This is a genomic window from Streptomyces sp. PTY087I2, assembly GCF_001687325.1.
GTDB lineage: Bacteria > Actinomycetota > Actinomycetes > Streptomycetales > Streptomycetaceae > Streptomyces.
In genome coordinates this window covers 83,514-100,168 of the sequence record NZ_LZRD01000010.1, presented here as the reverse complement: position 1 = coordinate 100,168, position 16,655 = coordinate 83,514, and the positions used below count along the sequence as shown (strand labels likewise).

The 16,655-nt window shown below is 71.9% G+C and carries 18 protein-coding genes; 10 read left to right on the top strand and 8 right to left on the bottom strand.

Annotated features, from left to right (window positions below; all coding sequences use genetic code 11):
- Positions 1-130 precede the first annotated feature (130 nt).
- Positions 131-889, top strand: coding sequence for a phosphoglyceromutase (locus A3Q37_RS13065; RefSeq protein ID WP_065482863.1), 759 nt, complete (start codon positions 131-133; stop codon positions 887-889).
- 122 nt (positions 890-1,011) lie between these two features.
- Here the strand turns inward: A3Q37_RS13065 and A3Q37_RS13060 are convergent, their stop codons facing one another.
- Complete coding sequence (locus A3Q37_RS13060) at positions 1,012-1,755, bottom strand: class I SAM-dependent methyltransferase (RefSeq protein ID WP_065482860.1); 744 nt, start codon at positions 1,753-1,755, stop codon at positions 1,012-1,014.
- A 162-nt stretch (positions 1,756-1,917) separates the two neighbouring features.
- Between A3Q37_RS13060 and A3Q37_RS13055 the strand changes: the two genes are divergently transcribed.
- The 3 genes from A3Q37_RS13055 (at position 1,918) to A3Q37_RS13045 (ending at position 2,919) form a co-directional block, all read left to right on the top strand.
- Positions 1,918-2,307: a hypothetical protein gene (locus tag A3Q37_RS13055; RefSeq protein ID WP_065483339.1), complete on the top strand. Its 390-nt coding sequence runs from the start codon at positions 1,918-1,920 to the stop codon at positions 2,305-2,307.
- A gap of 124 nt (positions 2,308-2,431) precedes the next feature.
- Positions 2,432-2,680 carry a hypothetical protein gene (locus A3Q37_RS13050; protein WP_010063563.1) on the top strand — a complete coding sequence of 83 codons (249 nt, stop codon included), beginning with the start codon at positions 2,432-2,434 and terminating at the stop codon, positions 2,678-2,680.
- Positions 2,677-2,919: a hypothetical protein gene (locus A3Q37_RS13045; protein WP_065482858.1), complete on the top strand. Its 243-nt coding sequence runs from the start codon at positions 2,677-2,679 to the stop codon at positions 2,917-2,919. Before A3Q37_RS13050 ends, A3Q37_RS13045 begins: the two co-directional genes overlap by 4 nt.
- A gap of 66 nt (positions 2,920-2,985) precedes the next feature.
- Here the strand turns inward: A3Q37_RS13045 and A3Q37_RS13040 are convergent, their stop codons facing one another.
- Complete coding sequence (locus A3Q37_RS13040; protein ID WP_065482855.1) at positions 2,986-3,804, bottom strand: hypothetical protein; 819 nt, start codon at positions 3,802-3,804, stop codon at positions 2,986-2,988.
- A 218-nt stretch (positions 3,805-4,022) separates the two neighbouring features.
- On the opposite strand from A3Q37_RS13040, the gene A3Q37_RS13035 reads away from it, so the two are divergent.
- Positions 4,023-5,036 carry a phosphotransferase family protein gene (locus A3Q37_RS13035; protein ID WP_065482852.1) on the top strand — a complete coding sequence of 338 codons (1,014 nt, stop codon included), beginning with the start codon at positions 4,023-4,025 and terminating at the stop codon, positions 5,034-5,036.
- A 16-nt stretch (positions 5,037-5,052) separates the two neighbouring features.
- Here A3Q37_RS13035 and A3Q37_RS13030 read toward each other — a convergent pair whose 3' ends face one another.
- The 3 genes from A3Q37_RS13030 to mshA all read right to left on the bottom strand — a co-directional run bounded on the left by A3Q37_RS13030 (position 5,053) and on the right by mshA (position 8,875).
- On the bottom strand, positions 5,053-6,813 hold the full coding sequence (locus A3Q37_RS13030; protein WP_065482850.1) for a glycosyl hydrolase family 28-related protein: 1,761 nt from the start codon (positions 6,811-6,813) through the stop codon (positions 5,053-5,055).
- A gap of 145 nt (positions 6,814-6,958) precedes the next feature.
- Entirely contained in the window at positions 6,959-7,471 is a 513-nt protein-coding gene (locus tag A3Q37_RS13025; protein ID WP_065482847.1) for a YbjN domain-containing protein, read from the bottom strand.
- A 51-nt stretch (positions 7,472-7,522) separates the two neighbouring features.
- The gene (gene mshA / locus A3Q37_RS13020; RefSeq protein ID WP_065482843.1) at positions 7,523-8,875 is read right to left on the bottom strand and encodes a D-inositol-3-phosphate glycosyltransferase; all 1,353 of its coding nucleotides are present in this window, start codon (positions 8,873-8,875) and stop codon (positions 7,523-7,525) included.
- 221 nt (positions 8,876-9,096) lie between these two features.
- Between mshA and A3Q37_RS13015 the strand changes: the two genes are divergently transcribed.
- The 3 genes from A3Q37_RS13015 to A3Q37_RS13005 all read left to right on the top strand — a co-directional run bounded on the left by A3Q37_RS13015 (position 9,097) and on the right by A3Q37_RS13005 (position 12,859).
- Positions 9,097-9,882, top strand: a complete 786-nt coding sequence (locus A3Q37_RS13015) for a methylase (protein ID WP_065482840.1) — start codon at positions 9,097-9,099, stop codon at positions 9,880-9,882.
- 238 nt (positions 9,883-10,120) lie between these two features.
- Entirely contained in the window at positions 10,121-11,206 is a 1,086-nt protein-coding gene (locus A3Q37_RS13010; RefSeq protein WP_065482837.1) for a C40 family peptidase, read from the top strand.
- A 300-nt stretch (positions 11,207-11,506) separates the two neighbouring features.
- On the top strand, positions 11,507-12,859 hold the full coding sequence (locus A3Q37_RS13005) for a PP2C family protein-serine/threonine phosphatase (protein ID WP_065482834.1): 1,353 nt from the start codon (positions 11,507-11,509) through the stop codon (positions 12,857-12,859).
- Here the strand turns inward: A3Q37_RS13005 and A3Q37_RS13000 are convergent.
- The 3 genes from A3Q37_RS13000 to A3Q37_RS12990 form a co-directional block, all read right to left on the bottom strand.
- On the bottom strand, positions 12,841-13,176 hold the full coding sequence (locus tag A3Q37_RS13000; RefSeq protein ID WP_030581978.1) for a DUF2516 family protein: 336 nt from the start codon (positions 13,174-13,176) through the stop codon (positions 12,841-12,843). The genes A3Q37_RS13005 and A3Q37_RS13000 overlap by 19 nt on opposite strands.
- Before the next feature lie 178 nt (positions 13,177-13,354).
- Complete coding sequence (locus tag A3Q37_RS12995; protein ID WP_065482831.1) at positions 13,355-14,029, bottom strand: hypothetical protein; 675 nt, start codon at positions 14,027-14,029, stop codon at positions 13,355-13,357.
- Between the two features lie 34 nt (positions 14,030-14,063).
- A complete protein-coding gene (locus A3Q37_RS12990; RefSeq protein WP_065482828.1) occupies positions 14,064-14,540 on the bottom strand; it encodes a helix-turn-helix domain-containing protein in 477 nt (158 codons plus the stop codon).
- A gap of 137 nt (positions 14,541-14,677) precedes the next feature.
- Between A3Q37_RS12990 and A3Q37_RS12985 the strand changes: the two genes are divergently transcribed.
- Complete coding sequence (locus A3Q37_RS12985; protein WP_065482825.1) at positions 14,678-15,313, top strand: transcriptional regulator; 636 nt, start codon at positions 14,678-14,680, stop codon at positions 15,311-15,313.
- Positions 15,310-16,587: an MFS transporter gene (locus tag A3Q37_RS12980; RefSeq protein ID WP_065482822.1), complete on the top strand. Its 1,278-nt coding sequence runs from the start codon at positions 15,310-15,312 to the stop codon at positions 16,585-16,587. The genes A3Q37_RS12985 and A3Q37_RS12980 overlap by 4 nt, the downstream gene beginning before the upstream one ends.
- Positions 16,588-16,655: the final 68 nt, after the last annotated feature.

Here is a 16,655-nt window from a genome sequence, read left to right as displayed (position 1 = left end):
CCGGCTCCCCGCCCGCCACTGGATTGACGCCCCCCGTCAATCGTCCGAGGCCCGGGCGCTCGCGGCCCGGCGCTGTCCGCGTTACGGGCGGGCGCGCGGGGGCCGCACGGGTTCGATTACGCTCGGGCTCATGGCCGACGCACCGTACAAGCTGATCCTCCTCCGCCACGGCGAGAGCGAATGGAACGCGAAGAACCTGTTCACCGGTTGGGTGGACGTCAACCTCACCGAAAAGGGCGAGAAGGAAGCAGTCCGCGGCGGTGAGCTGCTCAAGGACGCCGGTCTGCTCCCCGACGTCCTGCACACCTCCCTCCAGCGCCGCGCGATCCGCACCGCGCAGCTGGCCCTGGAGTCCGCCGACCGCCTGTGGATCCCGGTCCGCCGCTCCTGGCGCCTGAACGAGCGCCACTACGGCGCGCTCCAGGGCAAGGACAAGGCGCAGACGCTCGCCGAGTTCGGCGAGGAGCAGTTCATGCTGTGGCGCCGCTCGTACGACACCCCGCCGCCGCCGCTGGCCCGCGACGCGGAGTACAGCCAGTTCGACGACCCGCGCTACGCGACCCTCCCCCCGGAGCTGCGCCCGGACACGGAGTGCCTGAAGGACGTCGTCGTCCGCATGCTCCCGTACTGGTTCGACAGCATCGTCCCGGACCTCCTCACGGGCCGCACGGTCCTGGTCGCCGCGCACGGCAACAGCCTCCGCGCCCTGGTGAAGCACCTGGACGGCATCTCGGACGAGGACATCGCGGGCCTCAACATCCCGACCGGCATCCCGCTCTCCTACGAGCTCGACGCCGACTTCAAGCCGCTGAAGCCGGGCGGCACGTACCTCGACCCGGACGCGGCGAAGGCCGCGATCGAGGCCGTGAAGAACCAGGGCAAGAAGTAGTAGCCCGCACCTAGCTCATCTCCCGAGCCCCCTGCCGGCGGTTTTTCCGCGGGCGGGGGGCTCGGTCCGTTTCTCCGCGGGCTGGGGGCTCGGTCCGTCCGGTCGGGCTCGCCTTCTCCGGCTCAGACAGCCGGCTTGCGCCACACAGAGATGTGCTTGCCGGAGTCCGGGCCGAACGGCGTCCCGTCCCAGTCCGCGGCCCGGCTCTCCAGCTCCAGCCCCGCGATGCGGGCCATCAGGTCCAGCTCGGCCGGCCAGGCGTAGCGCTGGCGGCAGGTGCCTCGGCGGTAACGGCCGTCGTCGCCGTCGCGGGTGAAGTGGTACGAGACGAGGGTCTGCTCGACCAGATCGAAGGTGTCGAAGCCGAGGTGCCGCTCGGACACGTCGAACGGCACCGCGACCTGGCCGGGCGGCAGGAACCGCAGTGGCGGTACGGACAGTTCGATGACGAAGCGGCCGCCGGGGGCCAGATGACGGGCCGCGTTCTCGAAGCATGCGACCTGTTCGTCCTGGGTGAGCAGGTTCCCGATGGTGTTGTAGACGAGGTAGACCAGGGTGAACTCGCCGGGGACGACCGTGGCGGCCATGTCCCCGATCACCACCGGGAGGGTCTTCTCGTCGGCCTTGCGGCGGAGCACCGCCGCCATCGGCTCGGAGAGTTCGATGCCCGTCACCGGTACACCGCGTTGCCGCAGCGGCACGCCCACGCGGCCGGTTCCGATGGCGAACTCCAGGGCCCGGCCGTCCCCGGCGAGTTCGGCGAGGAAGTCGAGGGTCGGTTCGAGGGCGGCGGGCGAGGAGTTCTCGGCCTCCTCGGCGTCGTAGCGGTCGGCGGTCTCACGGGTCCACAGTTCGCTGCTGGTCACGGGCGACCACTCTGCCGGGCGCCCGCGGCCCCTGTCGACGTAATTCCCGGGGGCAAGGGGACAATGGAGGGGGGCGGTTGGCGCCGCCGGACGGCGGGCCGAAGAAGTGGGGGTGGCAGCGGAGCGGCCCTGTTGTCAGTGCCGCCTGCCACGATGGTCTGCATGACGGTCCATCTCCTCAGCGACATCGAACAGGCCCTGCGCAGCAGTTGGAGCGCCGAGACCTGCACCCCGGAGTACCGCGACCGCTGGACTCCGGACAATCCGGCGCGGGATCAGTGCGGGGTCACCGCCATGGTGCTCAACGATCTGCTCGGTGGGGAGCTGGTACGGGGCGAGGTCCATGTCGACGGGGTGCGTACCGACTTCCACTGGTGGAACCGGCTGGGCATGGGCGTCGAGATCGATCTGACCCGGGAGCAGTTCGGGCCCGAGGAGGTCGTCGTGGGCGGGGACGTCGTCGTCCGGCCGCCCGGCGAGCTGCCGCGGCTCCAGGAGGAGTACGCGCTCCTGCGCGACCGGGTCGAGGCGAGGCTCAGGGCTGTCCCGTGATCCGTGGCCGATCCGTGCCCGGTCGGATCGGCCGAAACACCCCTCGTACGCACTACGGTGAGCCCATGCCGTCGCGCTGTCCGTGACGGCACCCTCCAGGGCAAGGAGATCGAGGAGAGCGATCATGGGTGAGTCTCTGAAGACCTTCGTCGGCGGTACCGAGGTCGAGGTGCCCAACAGCATCCCGGACATCCGGGCCACGCTCCCCGAGGAGAGACGCGAGGAGTTCGACCTCGCGATCAACGAGGCGGGGGTGCACGAGATCCAGGCCGTCATGCGGCACTGGATGCTGGAGGCCGTCCCCGATCCCGAGGCCGAGAAGATCCTGGACCGGCTCGCGCGGGACGAGGCCGAGAGGCGGAGCGTCGCTTGAGCTTCCGCATCTCCTACGCACCGCCCGCCGACGACACCCTGGCCAAGATGCGCGGCGGCGAGTCCTTCCGGGACGAGATGGCCCGCACGCTCGGCGAGGAGCCGTACGGCCACGCCTCCACCGCCGTCAAGAGCGAACAGGACCGGCGTGAGGCGACCGTCGCCGGGGCCATCGTCCTCTACTACGTCTCCAGGTCCGTGCTGACCGTGACCGTCGTCCGGCTCGTGCCTCTGCCCTGATCCCCCACGACCGCGGCGGCGCCCCTGCCCCGTGGTGGATCAGGACAGAGGCGCCGCGGGCGTACGTCAGGCGAGCTTCTTGTCCTGCGCCGCGACGACCGCCGTCGGCAGCTCGAACTTCACGTCGCCGCCGCCCGCCGCCGCCAGGTTGAAGGCGAAGAACGTCGCCACGCTGCTTTCCTTGCGCAGCGCGACCAGCTTGACCGGCGCGGTGGCGCCTTCGTCCTCGGTGGTGACCGTCCAGGCCACCGCCTCGTCGCCGCCGGTGACCTTCTCCTCGGTCATCGAGACGACCTTCGTCGGCGTCCCCGCGACCGTGGCGGTGAAGCCGCCCGCGCAGTCCGCCGCGGCCTTCTTCAGCGCGGCGAACGCGTCCGGGCCGGCCGTCCCCTCGTACGAGTGCAGCGCGATTGACGTGGACGTCAGGTTGAAGGCGTCCTTGAACGCGTCGGCGCCTTCGCCCTTCGCCACGTCCTCCAGCGACTTCTTGCCGCCGGCCTTCGGCTCGTCGATCACCTTGCGCTTGGTGGTGGCCACCGCCCCCTTCTGCGCCACGCCGTACATGGCGTGGGCGACGGGCAGGCAGGCCTCCTTGTCGACCTTGACGCCGTCCGCCGCGACCTCGTCGGCCGGACCCGTCTTGGTGATCCGGGTGCCTTCGACGTCGCCCTGGGCGAGGGTGGCCTTCTCCAACTCGGCGGCGGTGAGCGCCTTGGCCGGGGCCTTCGGCGCCTTCGGGGCCGAGCTGCTTCCGCTCGCGGCGCCCTTCTCGTCCTTGCCGTCCTTGCCGTCGGCGTCCGACGAGCCGCTGCATGCGGTGGCCAGCAGGGCGAGGGCGGCCGCGGAGGCGGCGAGGGCGGTACGTCGTACGGCAGTGGCGCGCATGGTTCTTCTCTCCGGTTCGATGAGCAACCGCCCCTCTTCCGTACGGCACTTCGACGCCGCCTGGGACGGGCCGTCGCAGTGATCCACACCTTACGATCGAACCCGCGATCGAAGACCGGTCCGGCAACGCCCTTCCATGATCGTGATTCTGCTGTGATCACCCTGTGAACGTACTGTGCGGAAGGGCTCTACAACCCTCCCGAAAGGACGTCATCCGCATGTCCGACCAGGCCCCCGCTGCCCCTCTCCTGCGTGTTCTCGACGCCCTCGGGGTCGGTGAGCGCGACATCGCGTCGATCGTCCCGCTCACCGGCGGCACGTACAACACCGTCACGCGCGTCACGCTCGCCGACGGCCGCGACTGGGTGGTCAAGACGCCCCCGCCGCACACCGCCGCCCTGCGCTACGAACGCGACCTCCTGGTCAACGAGGTCGCGTTCTGCACCGCCGCCGCGCGGGCCGGCGGCCCCGCGGTCCCCCGGGTCGTCCGCAGCGAGGCGGATCCGGCCGCGCCGACCGGCGCGTACCTGGTGATGACCGCCCGCCCCGGCCGCCCCTGGCACGAGACGGCCCCCACGGCGGACGACGGCGACGAACCCCGGCTGCGCGCCGAACTCGGGCGGCTCGTCGGACGCCTGCACACCGTGACCGGGCCCGCCGGGTCCGGATTCGGCTACCCCGCCGAGCCGTTCGGGCCGCTCGCCCCCACGTGGCGTACCGCGTTCACGGCGATGACCGAGGCCGTGCTCGCCGACGCCGAGACCTACCGGGCCCGGCTGCCGTACCCCGTCGGCGACATCCGTACGGTGCTGGCGGGCGCGGCCCACGTCCTGGACGAGGTGACCCGGCCCACCCTCGTGCACTTCGACCTGTGGCCGGGAAACCTGCTGGTCACGGGCGAGCCGGGCGCGCGGACGATCGGCGGGGTCATCGACGGGGAGCGGATGTTCTGGGGCGACCCGGTGGCCGACTTCGTCTCACTCGCGCTCTTCGACGACATCGAGCGGGACCGGGACTTCCTCGCCGGGTACGCCGAATCGAGCGGCGGGAGCGTGGAGTTCACGGACACACTCCGGACCCGCTATGCCCTGTACCGGAGTTATCTGTACCTCATCATGCTCGTCGAGACCGTGCCCCGCGCCGTCGGGCCCGAAGCCGCCGACGAGACCTGGGAGTTGGTCGCTCCCCATCTCGTCGACGCCCTGGACGCGGTCCGGAAGCGCGGTAGCTGAGCACCCCGGAAGTACGTCAGCGCAGACGTACACCCCGCTGCGCCTCGTACAGGTTGGCCGGCCGGACCGTCTCCGGACTCCCGTACGTCTCCAGGCGGGTGTGCAGGTCGCCGGTGAAGTCGGGGACGTCGATCTGGCCGAACTCCCGTACCTCGTTGATGCCCACGGTCGCGCTGTACGGGGCGAGGCCGTCGATCTTCATCAGCCCGGCCCGCTCGTTGGTGACCCGGATGTTCCAGTGGGTGAAGCGCGCCCCGAACAGCGGGCCCGCGCTGGCGTCGCCGCCGTGGACGCCGTCGTTGTTCACCGTGATGTCGGTGCGGACGTTGGCGAACGGCATCCCCCGGTGCGAGTCGAACGTGCCCGTCTCCATCCGGCCGCGCGACCAGACGTTGTAGCTGGACAGGCCCTCGACGTTGATGCCGTGGAGCTGGGTGCCGACGGGCGCGGGGGTGGTGCGGGCGGCGATGGTGAAGTCCTCGATCAGGTTGTCGTGCGAGCCCTCGCGGCAGTAGTACGGGTGGTGCGCGCCGCGCCCCTCGACCTTCGTACGGCGCAGGGTGCAGGCGGACGCGCCGATCAGGCCGAAGCCGTTGTCGACGTGCCGGACGGTGACGTCGTCGGCCCAGCAGTCGTACGCGCACTGGAACGCGAGCCCGTTGTACCCCTGGTCGAGCAGGTGCGGGGCCTGCGGCTTCTCGACCGCCTCCAGGGTGAGGCCCTCGACGCCGGACCCGGTGAGCGGAGTGACGAGGGTGGTCAGCCGGGGGTCCCACTCGGGGCGCACATCGAGCGGAAGGGGTCGTTCCAGGGTGATCCGGCGGTCTTGTACGCCTGTGACGCGGACCGGCCATTCGTAGGGAACGTACGAGGTCAGCTTGGTCTTGTCGGCCCAGGTGTACGCCCGCGCGCCCTCGCCGTCGCCCGCCATGTGCTGGAGCAGCGTGTGGCCGGGGTCGTCGGCGAGGCGGAGGAGGACGAGCTGTCCGGGCCGCAGATTCCGGGCGTCGGCGGCGGGGACGGTGATCGTACGGTCGCCTCGGCGGGCCGGGGCCGGGACGGCGAGGGTGCGCCAGGCGTCGCGGCGGTTGCCGGTCCAGCCCTCGAAGGGCCATTCCCGGGCGCGGATCGCGTCGGTCAGCGAGGCCCAACGGTCCTTGGGGCAGAGCCAGATGAGGCCGCCGGCCCAGGACCAGCTGGACTTGTCGCCGCCGTAACGGCTGCCGTACGCCCCGATCAGCTCGGTGAGACTGCGGGTCGCGTACAGCGTCGTCGCCCCGCTGCCCGCGCCGCGCACCACGACGTCGCTGTGGCCGATGCGGATGATGTCGTCGATGCGGTACGTCCCCGCCGGGACGGTCACCGTGCCGCCGCCGCGCTCTCCGGCGGCGGCGACGGCACGGTTGATCGCGGGCGCGGCGTCGGCCGAGCCGTCGGGGCGGGCTCCGTGGTCGCGTACGACGTCGATGACGAGGCCACGCCGGCCACCGCGCGGGAGGCCGGATCCCGCGCGGTGGCCGGCGCGGCCGACGTAGGGGATCTGGGGGTGGGTGAAGGGGGCGGCGGCGAACTCCCGCCACAGAGCGGCCTCCCGGACCGGGCGGGCGGCCGAGGCTCGGGCCGCCGGCTCTCGGGCCGCCGAGGCGTGGGCCGACCCGGCCGTGGCGGCTCCGGTCGCGGCGGCCGCCGCTACGGCCACGGCGCCGCCGAGGACCGTACGCCTGGCGACCTCGCCCCCGCCGCTCCCGCCGCTTCCCGTCCCCTGATGCGTCGCCATACCCGATCCGCCTTTCATGGAAGGTCTTTCATGTATATGAATGACGTTCATGTGTGCGTTGGCGGCGAGCATGGCATGCCTCGGCGGCGCAGGGAAAGACCCGTGCGCCGCCGAGAGAAAGCCGTGGAGGCAGTGGAGGTAAGCGTCAGCTGTCGGACGTATCCCGGGTCAGATGGCTGAACGCTTCCAGGTTGCGGGTGGACTCACCGCGCGCCACCCGCCACGCGTACTCCTTGCGGATCGAGTTCGCGAACCCCAGCTCCAGCAGGGTGTTGAACGCCCCGTCGGCCGCTTCGAGGACCACGCCGAGCAGCCGGTCCAGCTCCTCGGGGGTGACCACCGCCAGGGGGAGCTTGCCGACCAGATAGACGTCGCCGAGCGAGTCGATCGCGTAACTCACCCCGAACAGGCGGAGGTTGCGCTCCAGCAGCCAGCGGTGCACCTCGGCGTCGTTCTCGTCCGGGTGCCGGACGACGAACGCGTTGAGGGAGAGGGAGTGCTTGCCGACGATCAGGGAACAGGTCGTCGACAGCTTGCGGGTGCCCGGCAGGGTCACGACGTAGTTGCCGCGCTCCGGGCTCTCCCATACGAGCCCGGCATCGTTCAGCGTCGCCTCGATGACCTGGGCCGCTGCTGTCTCGTCGGGTGCGTCAGCCATGCAGCGAGCGTACGACAGCGGGGGGCGGGCGGCAGGAGGGGCCTCGGGCGATCAGCCGTGGTGCGTCCGGGCCCGGCGGCGGTGGTCGCAGAGCGCGGCCGTGTACACATCGGCGGTCGCCGACGCGGCCGTGTCCCAGCCGAAGGACTGGGCGTGCGCCGCGGCGGCCTCCCCCATCCGCTCGACCAGCTCCGGCGCGTCCGCGAACCGTCCGAGCGCGCGGGCGTACGCCTCCGGCTCGTGCCCGGGTATCAGAAAGCCGCTGACCTCGTCGCGCACCGCCACCGGCAGCCCGCCCACGGCCGCGGCGACCACCGGCGTACCGGTCGCCTGGGCCTCGATCGCGACCAGGCCGAAGGACTCGCTGTACGAGGGCATGACCAGCACCGAAGCGGCCCGGAACCAGTCCGCCAGCAGGTCCTGGCCCACCGGCGGGCAGAACCGTACGACGTCGGCGATGCCGAGGCGCGCGGCCAGCTTCTGGAGCCCCTCGGGCTTGGCGAGCCCGCTGCCGCTCGGCCCGCCGACCACCGGCACCACGATGCGCGAGCGCAGCGACGGGTCCCGGTCCAGCAGCACGGCCACCGCGCGCAGCAGCACGTCCGGGGCCTTCAGCGGCTGGATGCGGCCCGCGAAGAGCGGGATCAGCGCGTCCTGCGGCAGGCCGAGCCGGGCGCGCGCGGCGGCGCGGCCGTCGGCGGGGCGGAAGCGGTCGAGGTTGACGCCGGGGTGGACGACGGCGACGGCGGCCGGGTCGGCGCCGTAGAAGCGGACGAGCTCGTCGGCCTCCTCGGCGGTGTTGGCGATCAGCCGGTCGGAGGCGTTCACGATCTGGGTCTCGCCGATGACCCGGGCGGGCGGCTCGGGGGTGTCGCCCTCGGCGAGCGCGGCGTTCTTGACCTTGGCCATGGTGTGCATGGCGTGCACGAGCGGGACGCCCCAGCGCTGGGCGGCGAGCCAGCCGACCTGGCCGGAGAGCCAGTAGTGGGAGTGCACGAGGTCGTAGTAGCCGGGGCGCTGACCGGCCCAGGCCTGCATCACTCCGTGGGTGAAGGCGCAGAGCTGGGCGGGCAGGTCCTCCTTGGCGAGACCTTCGTACGGTCCGGCGTCGACGTGCCGGACCAGGACGCCGGGGGCCAGCTCGACCGCGGGGGCGAGGGAGCCGGTGGTCGCCCGGGTGAAGATCTCGACCTCGATGTTGATCGCGGCGAGGCGCTTGGCCAGCTCGACGATGTAGACGTTCATCCCGCCCGCGTCGCCGGTACCGGGCTGGTGGAGCGGGGAGGTGTGCACGGAGAGCATCGCGATGCGGCGCGGCTTGCGGGACGCCCCGGAGAAGCCTCCGGGAAACCTGAGGCGCGCGGCCGTCCGGGTGGAGCCGAGCCGGGAGACGTACTGGCTCACCTCGTCGGTCCTCCTCGATAGGGGCATGCTGCGGGAGAGGGCGTGCGGTCCCTCCGAAGGTCGAAACAGTGGAATGCCGTCTTTCATTTCCGCTTTGCCAAATCATTACGCGGCCCACGGCGCGTCGCACGCACACCCGGGCGGGACCGGGCTGGGCCTGAAGGGCCGGACCGGACCAGGTGGGACCGGGTACCCCGCACCGCGTCGCATACGCTCGACCCATGCGCCAGCGCCCCATCGGCACCGCCACCCGCGGGACCACCAACCCCAACCGGCTGCGCCGCATGGACCGCTGGATCGCCGACGCCCACGGCCCCGCGCTGCGCCGCGCCGGGACGCCCGTGGCCGTCGATCTCGGGTACGGGGCGGCCCCCTGGACCGCCGTCGAGCTGCTGGCCCGCCTGCGTACCGCCGAGCCGCGCACCGAGGTGACGGGGATCGAGATCGACCCGGACCGGGTCGCGGCGGCGAAGCCGTACGAGCGTGACGGGCTCACCTTCGTGCACGGCGGTTTCGAGGTGCCCCTGGCGGTGCGGCCCCTGCTCATCCGGGCGGCGAACGTGCTGCGCCAGTACGACGAGGACCAGGTCGCCGAGGTCTGGGCGCGGCTGTGTGCCCGGCTGGACACGGACGGGCTCCTGGTGGAGGGGACCTGCGACGAGATCGGCCGCCGGCACGTCTGGGTGGCGCTGGGGCCCGAGGGGCCGCGCACGGTCACCTTCGCGACCCGGCTCGGCTCGCTGGAGCGCCCGTCCGACCTGGCGGAACGCCTGCCGAAGGCGCTGATCCACCGCAATGTGCCGGGCGAGCCGGTCCACGCGTTCCTGCGGGACTTCGACCGGGCGTGGGCGGCGGCCTCCCCGTACGCCTCGCTGGGCGCGCGGCAGCGCTGGATCGCGGCGGTGCGGGCGGTGGCGGCCGACTGGCCGGTGGTGGACGGGGTACGTCGGTGGCGGCAGGGCGAGATCACGGTGGAGTGGGACGCGCTGCGCCCCGGCTCCCGCTGAACTTTCCCTCTCACGGGCGGAGATCGCCCGCTCCGGGAACGCCACGGGGGCGTCGTTCGTCCCTGTGGGTGGGGAGGACGCAGCCGGGGGGGTTCCTGGCGAACTGGTCCCGTGCGGGCGATATGTGACGCGCCGGGTGCCGTCGGCCTCTGTTGCTTTGAAGGACGACATGGCACGATCGCGACGTTGCCGAAAAGTTACTGACGGTAAGTCAGGTATGTGCCCGGAGGGGGAGCCCGTGAACCGACGCCACTGCGCCACGGCGGCCATCACGCTGGTCTGTGCGCTGGCCCTGCTGACGTCCACGGGCCAGGCCTCGGCCGCCCCGGTTCAGGAGCCCTCGCCCTCCTCGTCCTCCGCCCGGACCGACGGGCCGCAGCGCTACTCCAACGCGGACCTGGAGAAGGTCCGCGAGGAGATCGAGACGCTGTACCGGAAGGCGGGCGCGGCGACCGACGCGTACAACCTCGCCGAGGAGCAGACGAAGAAGCAGTCCGGCGAGATCGTGAAGCTGGCCAAGGCGATCGTCGACGGCCAGGCGCGCATCGCCGCGCTGAAGGACCGGGCCGGCGCCCAGGCCCGCGAGCAGTACCGCAACGGCGGCCTGCCGCCCGGCGCGCAGCTGGCCCTGAGCAACGACCCGAAGCTCTTCCTGGACGGGATCAACAAGGTCCGCCAGAGCCAGCAGGCCTCCAAGTCGCTGCTGGCCGAGCTGAACCAGACGCAGCAGGACCTGGAGACGTACACCCAGGACGCCAGCGCCAACTGGGAGAAGCTGGAAGCGAACCGGGTCAAGCAGGCCAAGGCCAAGAAGAAGATCAACGCGCAGATCAAGGCGGCGGAGAAGCTCGAGTCGAAGCTGGAGAAGAAGGAGCGCGAGCGGCTGCGCCAACTGGAGCAGGACGCGGCGAACGAGGCACAGACCGCCTGGCTCTCCTCCGGCGCGATCAAGGACGTCAGCGGTGAGGCGAGCAAGGCCGGAGCGGCGGCGGTGGCCTTCGCGACGGCGCAGATAGGCAAGCCGTACGTGTGGGGGGCCGAGGGCCCCGGTTCGTACGACTGCTCCGGCCTGACGTCCCAGGCCTGGCTGGCGGCGAAGCGGCCGATCCCGCGCACCTCGCAGGAGCAGTGGCGGCTGCTGCCGCGCATCGACATCCGGGACATGCGCCCCGGCGACCTGATCATCTACCACGCCGACGCGAGCCACGTCGGGATGTACGTCGGCGACGGCGCGATCGTTCACGCCCCGCGCCCCGGCCGCAACGTCACGCTGGCGGGCGCGGGCTCGATGAAGATCCTCGGCGTGGTCCGCCCGGACAAGTAGGGGTTCACCGGGGCGAGTCGGGGTTCACCGGGGCGAGTCGGGTGATGGTCCGACACCTGTGAGCGGGGCCACGCCGCCGTCCGGGGGTGCGTGATGTTTGTCATGGGCGCTTCCGCACCCGTACGGCCGCCCAGCGCGCCGGATCCGTGTCGGGACGCGGCTTATGACGGCGCATATGACAGGGGCCGTTCCCCGCGCGCCATTCCGTTCCCCCACCGCGGACCGCTATCGTCCCCGACTGGCGGATCGTCGATCGTCGACCCGCCGCGCCCTCGGGGGGAGGGAAGGAAACCAGAACCGATGCCCGTACCCGTACCGCAGCAGCGCTCCGTGCCCGCTGCGGAGACCTCCCACGGCGGCCTCACCCTGCTGGTGATCGAGGACGACCCGGCGGGCACCACCATCACCGTCCCCGAACTCTCGGCGGCGGCCGGGACCCGGGTCCGCGTCCGTACCGCCCGCAACCTCACCGAGGCGGCGCGGCTGCTCACCGACGACGTGGACTGCATCCTGCTGGACCTGGCCCTGCCGGTCACCGGCTCCGACAGCGGCCCCGGCGACGGCCCCGTCGTCTCCGGCCGGGCCGACGAGCTGGCGGCGCTCACCCACGTACTCCGGATCGCCCCGCTGCACGCGGTCCTCGCGCTGACCGCCGAGGACGACACGGAGCTGGCGGCCGAGGCGGTACGCGTCGGGGCGCAGGACTACCTTTTTCGGGGCGAGCTGGACGCCCGCGTCCTGAGCCGCGCCATCCGGTACGCCGTGGAGCGCAAGCGCGCCGACATCGCCCAGCACCAGCTGACCGAGTCCCGGCTGCGCGCCCAGGAGAACGCCCGCCTGGAACGCGGCCTGCTCCCCACCCCGCTGCTGGACGGCTCCGACCTGAGCTTCGCCGCGCGCTACCGGCCCGGCCGCAGCCGCGCCCTTCTCGGCGGTGACTTCTACGACGTCGTCCGCACCCCGGACGGCACGGTGCACGCGATGATCGGCGATGTCTGCGGCCACGGCCCGGACGAGGCGGCGCTCGGCGTCGAGCTGCGGATCGCCTGGCGGGCGCTGACCCTGGCCGGGCTGTGCGGGGACGAGCTGCTGTCCACGCTCCAGCAGGTGCTGGAGCACGAGCGGCAGAGCGAGGAGATCTTCGCGACGCTCTGCACCGTCGACATCGCGTCCGACGGGCGGCGGGCCGGACTCTGCCTGGCCGGACACCCCGCGCCGCTGCTCGCCCGCCACGGCCGGCCGGCCCGGCTGCTCCCGTACGAGGACGGCGGCCCGGCGCTGGGGCTGCTGCCGCGGGCGAGGTGGCCGCGCCGGCAGGTGGAGCTGGGCGGCGCGTGGAGCCTGATGATGTACACGGACGGGCTCATCGAGGGGCGCGTGGGGACCGGCGGCAGCGAGCGGCTCGGCCAGGACGGCATGGTCGCGATGGTCAACGGCCGGCTGGAACAGGGCCTGGCGGGCGAGGAGCTGCTGGAGGCGGCGGTCGCCGAGGTGCGGGAGCTGAACGGCGGCGAGCTGACCGACGATGTGGCGGTCCTGCTGCTGGGCCGCGATCCGGAGCGGATACGACGGCGGGGCGGCAGCGCACCGCGCTCCCGCCCCGTGTCACCCGTCGTCGGACGCCCCCTGGGCGTTCAGCGCCCGCCGTTGTAGGGACCGTACGGGCCGTCGCTGCTGGAGCCGCCCCTGCGGCCACCGCCGCCCGAGACCTCCTTGAGCGCGGGGCGCACGTCGACCATGAACACGATCGACGCGACGACGCCCGCGAGCTGGAGGAACAGCATCGGGATGAGCAGGTTCACGGCGACGGCGATGCCGAGAATGATCAGCCAGAACGACTTCTTCTTCTTGTCGGCGGCACGGTAGGCGTCCTCACGGGCGGTCGCCGCGAAGACGAACGCGACCACGGCCAGCACCAGCATCGCCAGATAGAGCAGCTGGAGAATCGTGCCGAATCCTGAGAGCAACATGCTGTGTACCGCCTAGTGAGTGGATGAGCGCCCTGCGGCCGAGAAGGCCAAGGTACCGGGACAACGAACCGGCCACCCGTAAAGGTGCCCGCCCCGCGCCCCGGTCACGCGTACCGCGTACGGGTCCCGCGTCAAGGCCCCGCGTACGGGTCCCGCGTCGGGCCAGGACCCGTGAGGGTCACTTGCCGTCGGCCGGCGGGGTCTTCCTGGCCGCGGGCTTGCGCGGCGCGGGCGTCTTCTTGGCGGGCGCGGCCTTGGCCTCGGCGGACTTCACCGGGGCGGCGGGCTTGGCCGGGGCGGCCTTGACGGAGCCACCGGCGGCCGGCGCACTCTTGGCCTCGCCCTTGGGCGCAACTTTGGTGGCCTTGGGAGCGGTCTTGACGGTGGTGGCCTTCGGCTCGGCCTCGACGACGGCGGCGATCTCGACGATCTCCTCCGCGGTCTCCCCGCGCCAGGTCCGTACGGTCTGCTCGCCGTGCTCGGCGACCCTCTCGTACGTCTCACGGGCCTTGATCGCGTACTCGGCGGCCACGCCCACGCTGCGGAGCGCCAGGTCCTGGGCGCTCTCGCCGAGCTTCTTCAGGTCGGCGGCGTCGAACGAACCGAAGACCTCGGTGACCTTCGCCTGCACGGTGGCCTGGGCCTCCTTGGCCTGCGTGGTCACCTTCTCCTGCACGGCCTTGGGGTCGGTGTTGCGCACGGCGTCGATCCGCTCGGGCGCCTCGGCCCGCAGCTGCTCGATCAGCGCCGGAACCTTGCGCGCCTGCTGGACGGCCAGGTCGGCCGTACCGGCGGCGAAGTAGAGGGGGGTGGGGTCGGTGAGGGTCTTGCGCAGGTCATCGGTGATGGCCATGACTGTGGTCCTCCCGGATCATCAGAACCAGCTGCTAGCTGTGAGGGTCTTGGTCTTCGGTGGCACCCGCACCGGCGTCGTCGCCGTTACGGGCCGTCCCGGCCTCGTCGCCTTTACGGGGCCCGGCATCCGCGTCATCTTTCACGTCCGCGTCGGGCCCGGGCGCGAATCCGTTCTCGCGGCGGAAGGAGTCGTAGATCTGGAGCAGAACGTTCTTCTGCCGCTCGTTGATCGACGGATCGGCCAGAATGACCGCCCGCGTCTCCAGCTCCTCCCGCTCCCGCTCGTCGAGGATCCCCGCACGGACGTACAGGGTCTCGGCCGAGATCCGCAGCGCCTTGGCGACCTGCTGGAGCACATCCGCGCTGGGCTTGCGCAGACCGCGCTCGATCTGGCTGAGATACGGGTTCGACACCCCGGTGGCATCGGCGAGCTGCCGCAACGAGAGCTGCGCTGCACGGCGCTGCTCCCGCAGGTACTCACCGAGATTGCCGACGTTGAGTGATGCCATGACTCGATAGTGCAACACTCTTGCTAACTTTTGCAAGCACGTGCTTGCAAAAGTGTCGCGCGCCACGGCCGGTCGGCCCTTCCACCGTTCACAACATCTCTTTCGACACAACTGTTGCAGGTCTAGTCTCTGCGTCCATGACCTCTTCGTCCACGGCCTCCCCTTCCCCGTCCGACGAGCCCGCCACGGAGCGGGACATCCAGCTCGACACCGCCAGGCTGCGCGTGCTCGCTCATCCGTTGCGGGTGAACGTGCTGACCCTGCTGCGTCAGCGCGGTCCGTCGACGGCGACCCGGATCGCCGACGAGCTCGGCATCAACCCGGGTTCGGCCAGCTACCACCTGCGTCGTCTCGCGGCGGGCGGGCTCATCGTGGAGGCTCCGGAACGGGGCACGGGACGTGAGCGGTGGTGGGAGTCCGCGCACCGCCAGTCGGTTCATGACCCGGCCGCCGGGCCCGCCGAGCAGCGCGAAGCGGGGCGCGCCTATGCGCAGGCCGTCGCCCTGGCCTGCGTCGACCGGCTGCGGAAGGCCGCCCAGGAGGTGCCGCTGCTTCCGGCCGAGTGGTACGAGGCCAGCGTGTACGGCGACTTCGCGCTGTGGCTGACTCCGGAGGAGGTCGACCGGATGCGGGCCGAGATGTTCGAGGTGATCTCCCGCTACCGGCGCGGTGAGGCCGAGGCTCCGCAGGGGGCCGCCCCGGTGTCGTTGCAGGTGCAGGCGTTTCCCGTGCCCGGCACCGTGGACCTCGACGTGGGTGGTGGCGGCATATGACCTCGTACGGCATGGCGCCGCCGCCTGGGCTGCCCGCGTACCGGGACCTGAACGTCCTGCGCTGGCTCACCGCCCACACCGCGTCCGTCACCGGTGACGTCGTGTACTTCCTCGCCCTTTCCTGGTCCGCCACGCGGGCTGCCGGGCCGTCGCAGGTCGGTCTGGTGATCGCCGCCGGGGCGTTACCCCGGGCGGTGCTCATGCTCGGCGGAGGCGTCGTGGCGGACCGGTTCGGGCCGCGCCGGGTCGCCGTCGCCAGTGACGCGACCCGCTGCGTCGTGATTCTCGCCGCCGCGGCGGCGGTGCTGCTGATCGCGTCGAATCTGTGGCTGCTCATCCCGCTGGCCCTGGTGTTCGGCGTGGTCGACGCGGTGTTCATGCCGGCCGTGGGCGCCCTTCCCTCGCGCATCACGGCCCCGGAACAACTCGCCAGGATCCAGGGGATGCGCGGCCTCTCGATCCGGCTGAGCAACGCCGTGGGCCCTCTCCTGGCGGGAGTCGTCCTCGCGACGGGCGGTGCGGCCGCCGCGCTCGCGGCCGCCGGTGCGCTGTTCGCCGTCTCGCTGGCCCTCCTGCTCGCCGTGCGTGTCTCGCCTCTGCCGTCGATACCTCAACGCGCCTCTGCCCGGAGCGAGTTGATCGACGGGCTGCGCTACATCCGCCGGCACCGGATGCTCGCACCGCTGGTCACGGTGATCGGCCTGAGCGAGATGTGCTTCAGCGGTCCGGTCGCCGCCGGCCTGGTGCTCCTGGCGGACGAACGCGGCTGGGGCGCCACGGGCATGGGGTGGATCGCGAGCGCGTTCAGCATCGGCGCCGGGGCCGCCGCCCTGCTGCTCGCGGTCCGGGCCCGCGTCCCACGCGCCGGGCCGGCGATGTCCGGCGCGTTGTTCATCACGGCCGTAGGAGCGGTCGCCCTCGGGCATACGCGATCCCTGCCGTACGCCGTCGTGTTCGGCGCGCTGATCGGGCTGACCAGCGGAATCACCGCGGCGGTGACCGGCGCCCTGGTCCAGACGGAGACCGACCCGCGGTATCTGGGCCGGGTCACGTCGGTCACCACCCTGTGCGCGCTGGGCCTCGCCCCGGTGTTCTTCCCCGTCGTCGGCGTCACGGTGGCGGTGTGGGGCGCCGCCATGTTCTTCACCGTGTGCGGGGGAATCTGCTTGCTCGCCGCGGTGTTCGGTATCGCCGTCCCGGTGCTGCGACGCGCCGAGCTCCAGACCCCCGGCCCTCCACCAGCATCGTCACTGTCGCCTTCGTCCAAGCGGTGACAGGACTCCGGAAACCGAGAACCTCGCCTCCCGGGCCTTGCCCCTGAAGATCATTCCGGTGGAACCTG

Excerpts from the sequence above, each read along its gene's own strand:
- A3Q37_RS13065 (WP_065482863.1), top strand. The coding sequence starts at position 131 with ATGGCCGACGCACCGTACAAGCTGATCCTCCTCCGCCACGGCGAGAGC.
- A3Q37_RS13055 (WP_065483339.1), top strand. The coding sequence starts at position 1,918 with ATGACGGTCCATCTCCTCAGCGACATCGAACAGGCCCTGCGCAGCAGT.
- A3Q37_RS13050 (WP_010063563.1), top strand. The coding sequence starts at position 2,432 with ATGGGTGAGTCTCTGAAGACCTTCGTCGGCGGTACCGAGGTCGAGGTG.
- A3Q37_RS13040 (WP_065482855.1), bottom strand. The coding sequence starts at position 3,804 with ATGCGCGCCACTGCCGTACGACGTACCGCCCTCGCCGCCTCCGCGGCC.
- A3Q37_RS13035 (WP_065482852.1), top strand. The coding sequence starts at position 4,023 with ATGTCCGACCAGGCCCCCGCTGCCCCTCTCCTGCGTGTTCTCGACGCC.
- A3Q37_RS13030 (WP_065482850.1), bottom strand. The coding sequence starts at position 6,813 with ATGGCGACGCATCAGGGGACGGGAAGCGGCGGGAGCGGCGGGGGCGAG.
- A3Q37_RS13025 (WP_065482847.1), bottom strand. The coding sequence starts at position 7,471 with ATGGCTGACGCACCCGACGAGACAGCAGCGGCCCAGGTCATCGAGGCG.
- A3Q37_RS13015 (WP_065482840.1), top strand. The coding sequence starts at position 9,097 with ATGCGCCAGCGCCCCATCGGCACCGCCACCCGCGGGACCACCAACCCC.
- A3Q37_RS13005 (WP_065482834.1), top strand. The coding sequence starts at position 11,507 with ATGCCCGTACCCGTACCGCAGCAGCGCTCCGTGCCCGCTGCGGAGACC.
- A3Q37_RS13000 (WP_030581978.1), bottom strand. The coding sequence starts at position 13,176 with ATGTTGCTCTCAGGATTCGGCACGATTCTCCAGCTGCTCTATCTGGCG.
- A3Q37_RS12995 (WP_065482831.1), bottom strand. The coding sequence starts at position 14,029 with ATGGCCATCACCGATGACCTGCGCAAGACCCTCACCGACCCCACCCCC.
- A3Q37_RS12990 (WP_065482828.1), bottom strand. The coding sequence starts at position 14,540 with ATGGCATCACTCAACGTCGGCAATCTCGGTGAGTACCTGCGGGAGCAG.
- A3Q37_RS12985 (WP_065482825.1), top strand. The coding sequence starts at position 14,678 with ATGACCTCTTCGTCCACGGCCTCCCCTTCCCCGTCCGACGAGCCCGCC.
- A3Q37_RS12980 (WP_065482822.1), top strand. The coding sequence starts at position 15,310 with ATGACCTCGTACGGCATGGCGCCGCCGCCTGGGCTGCCCGCGTACCGG.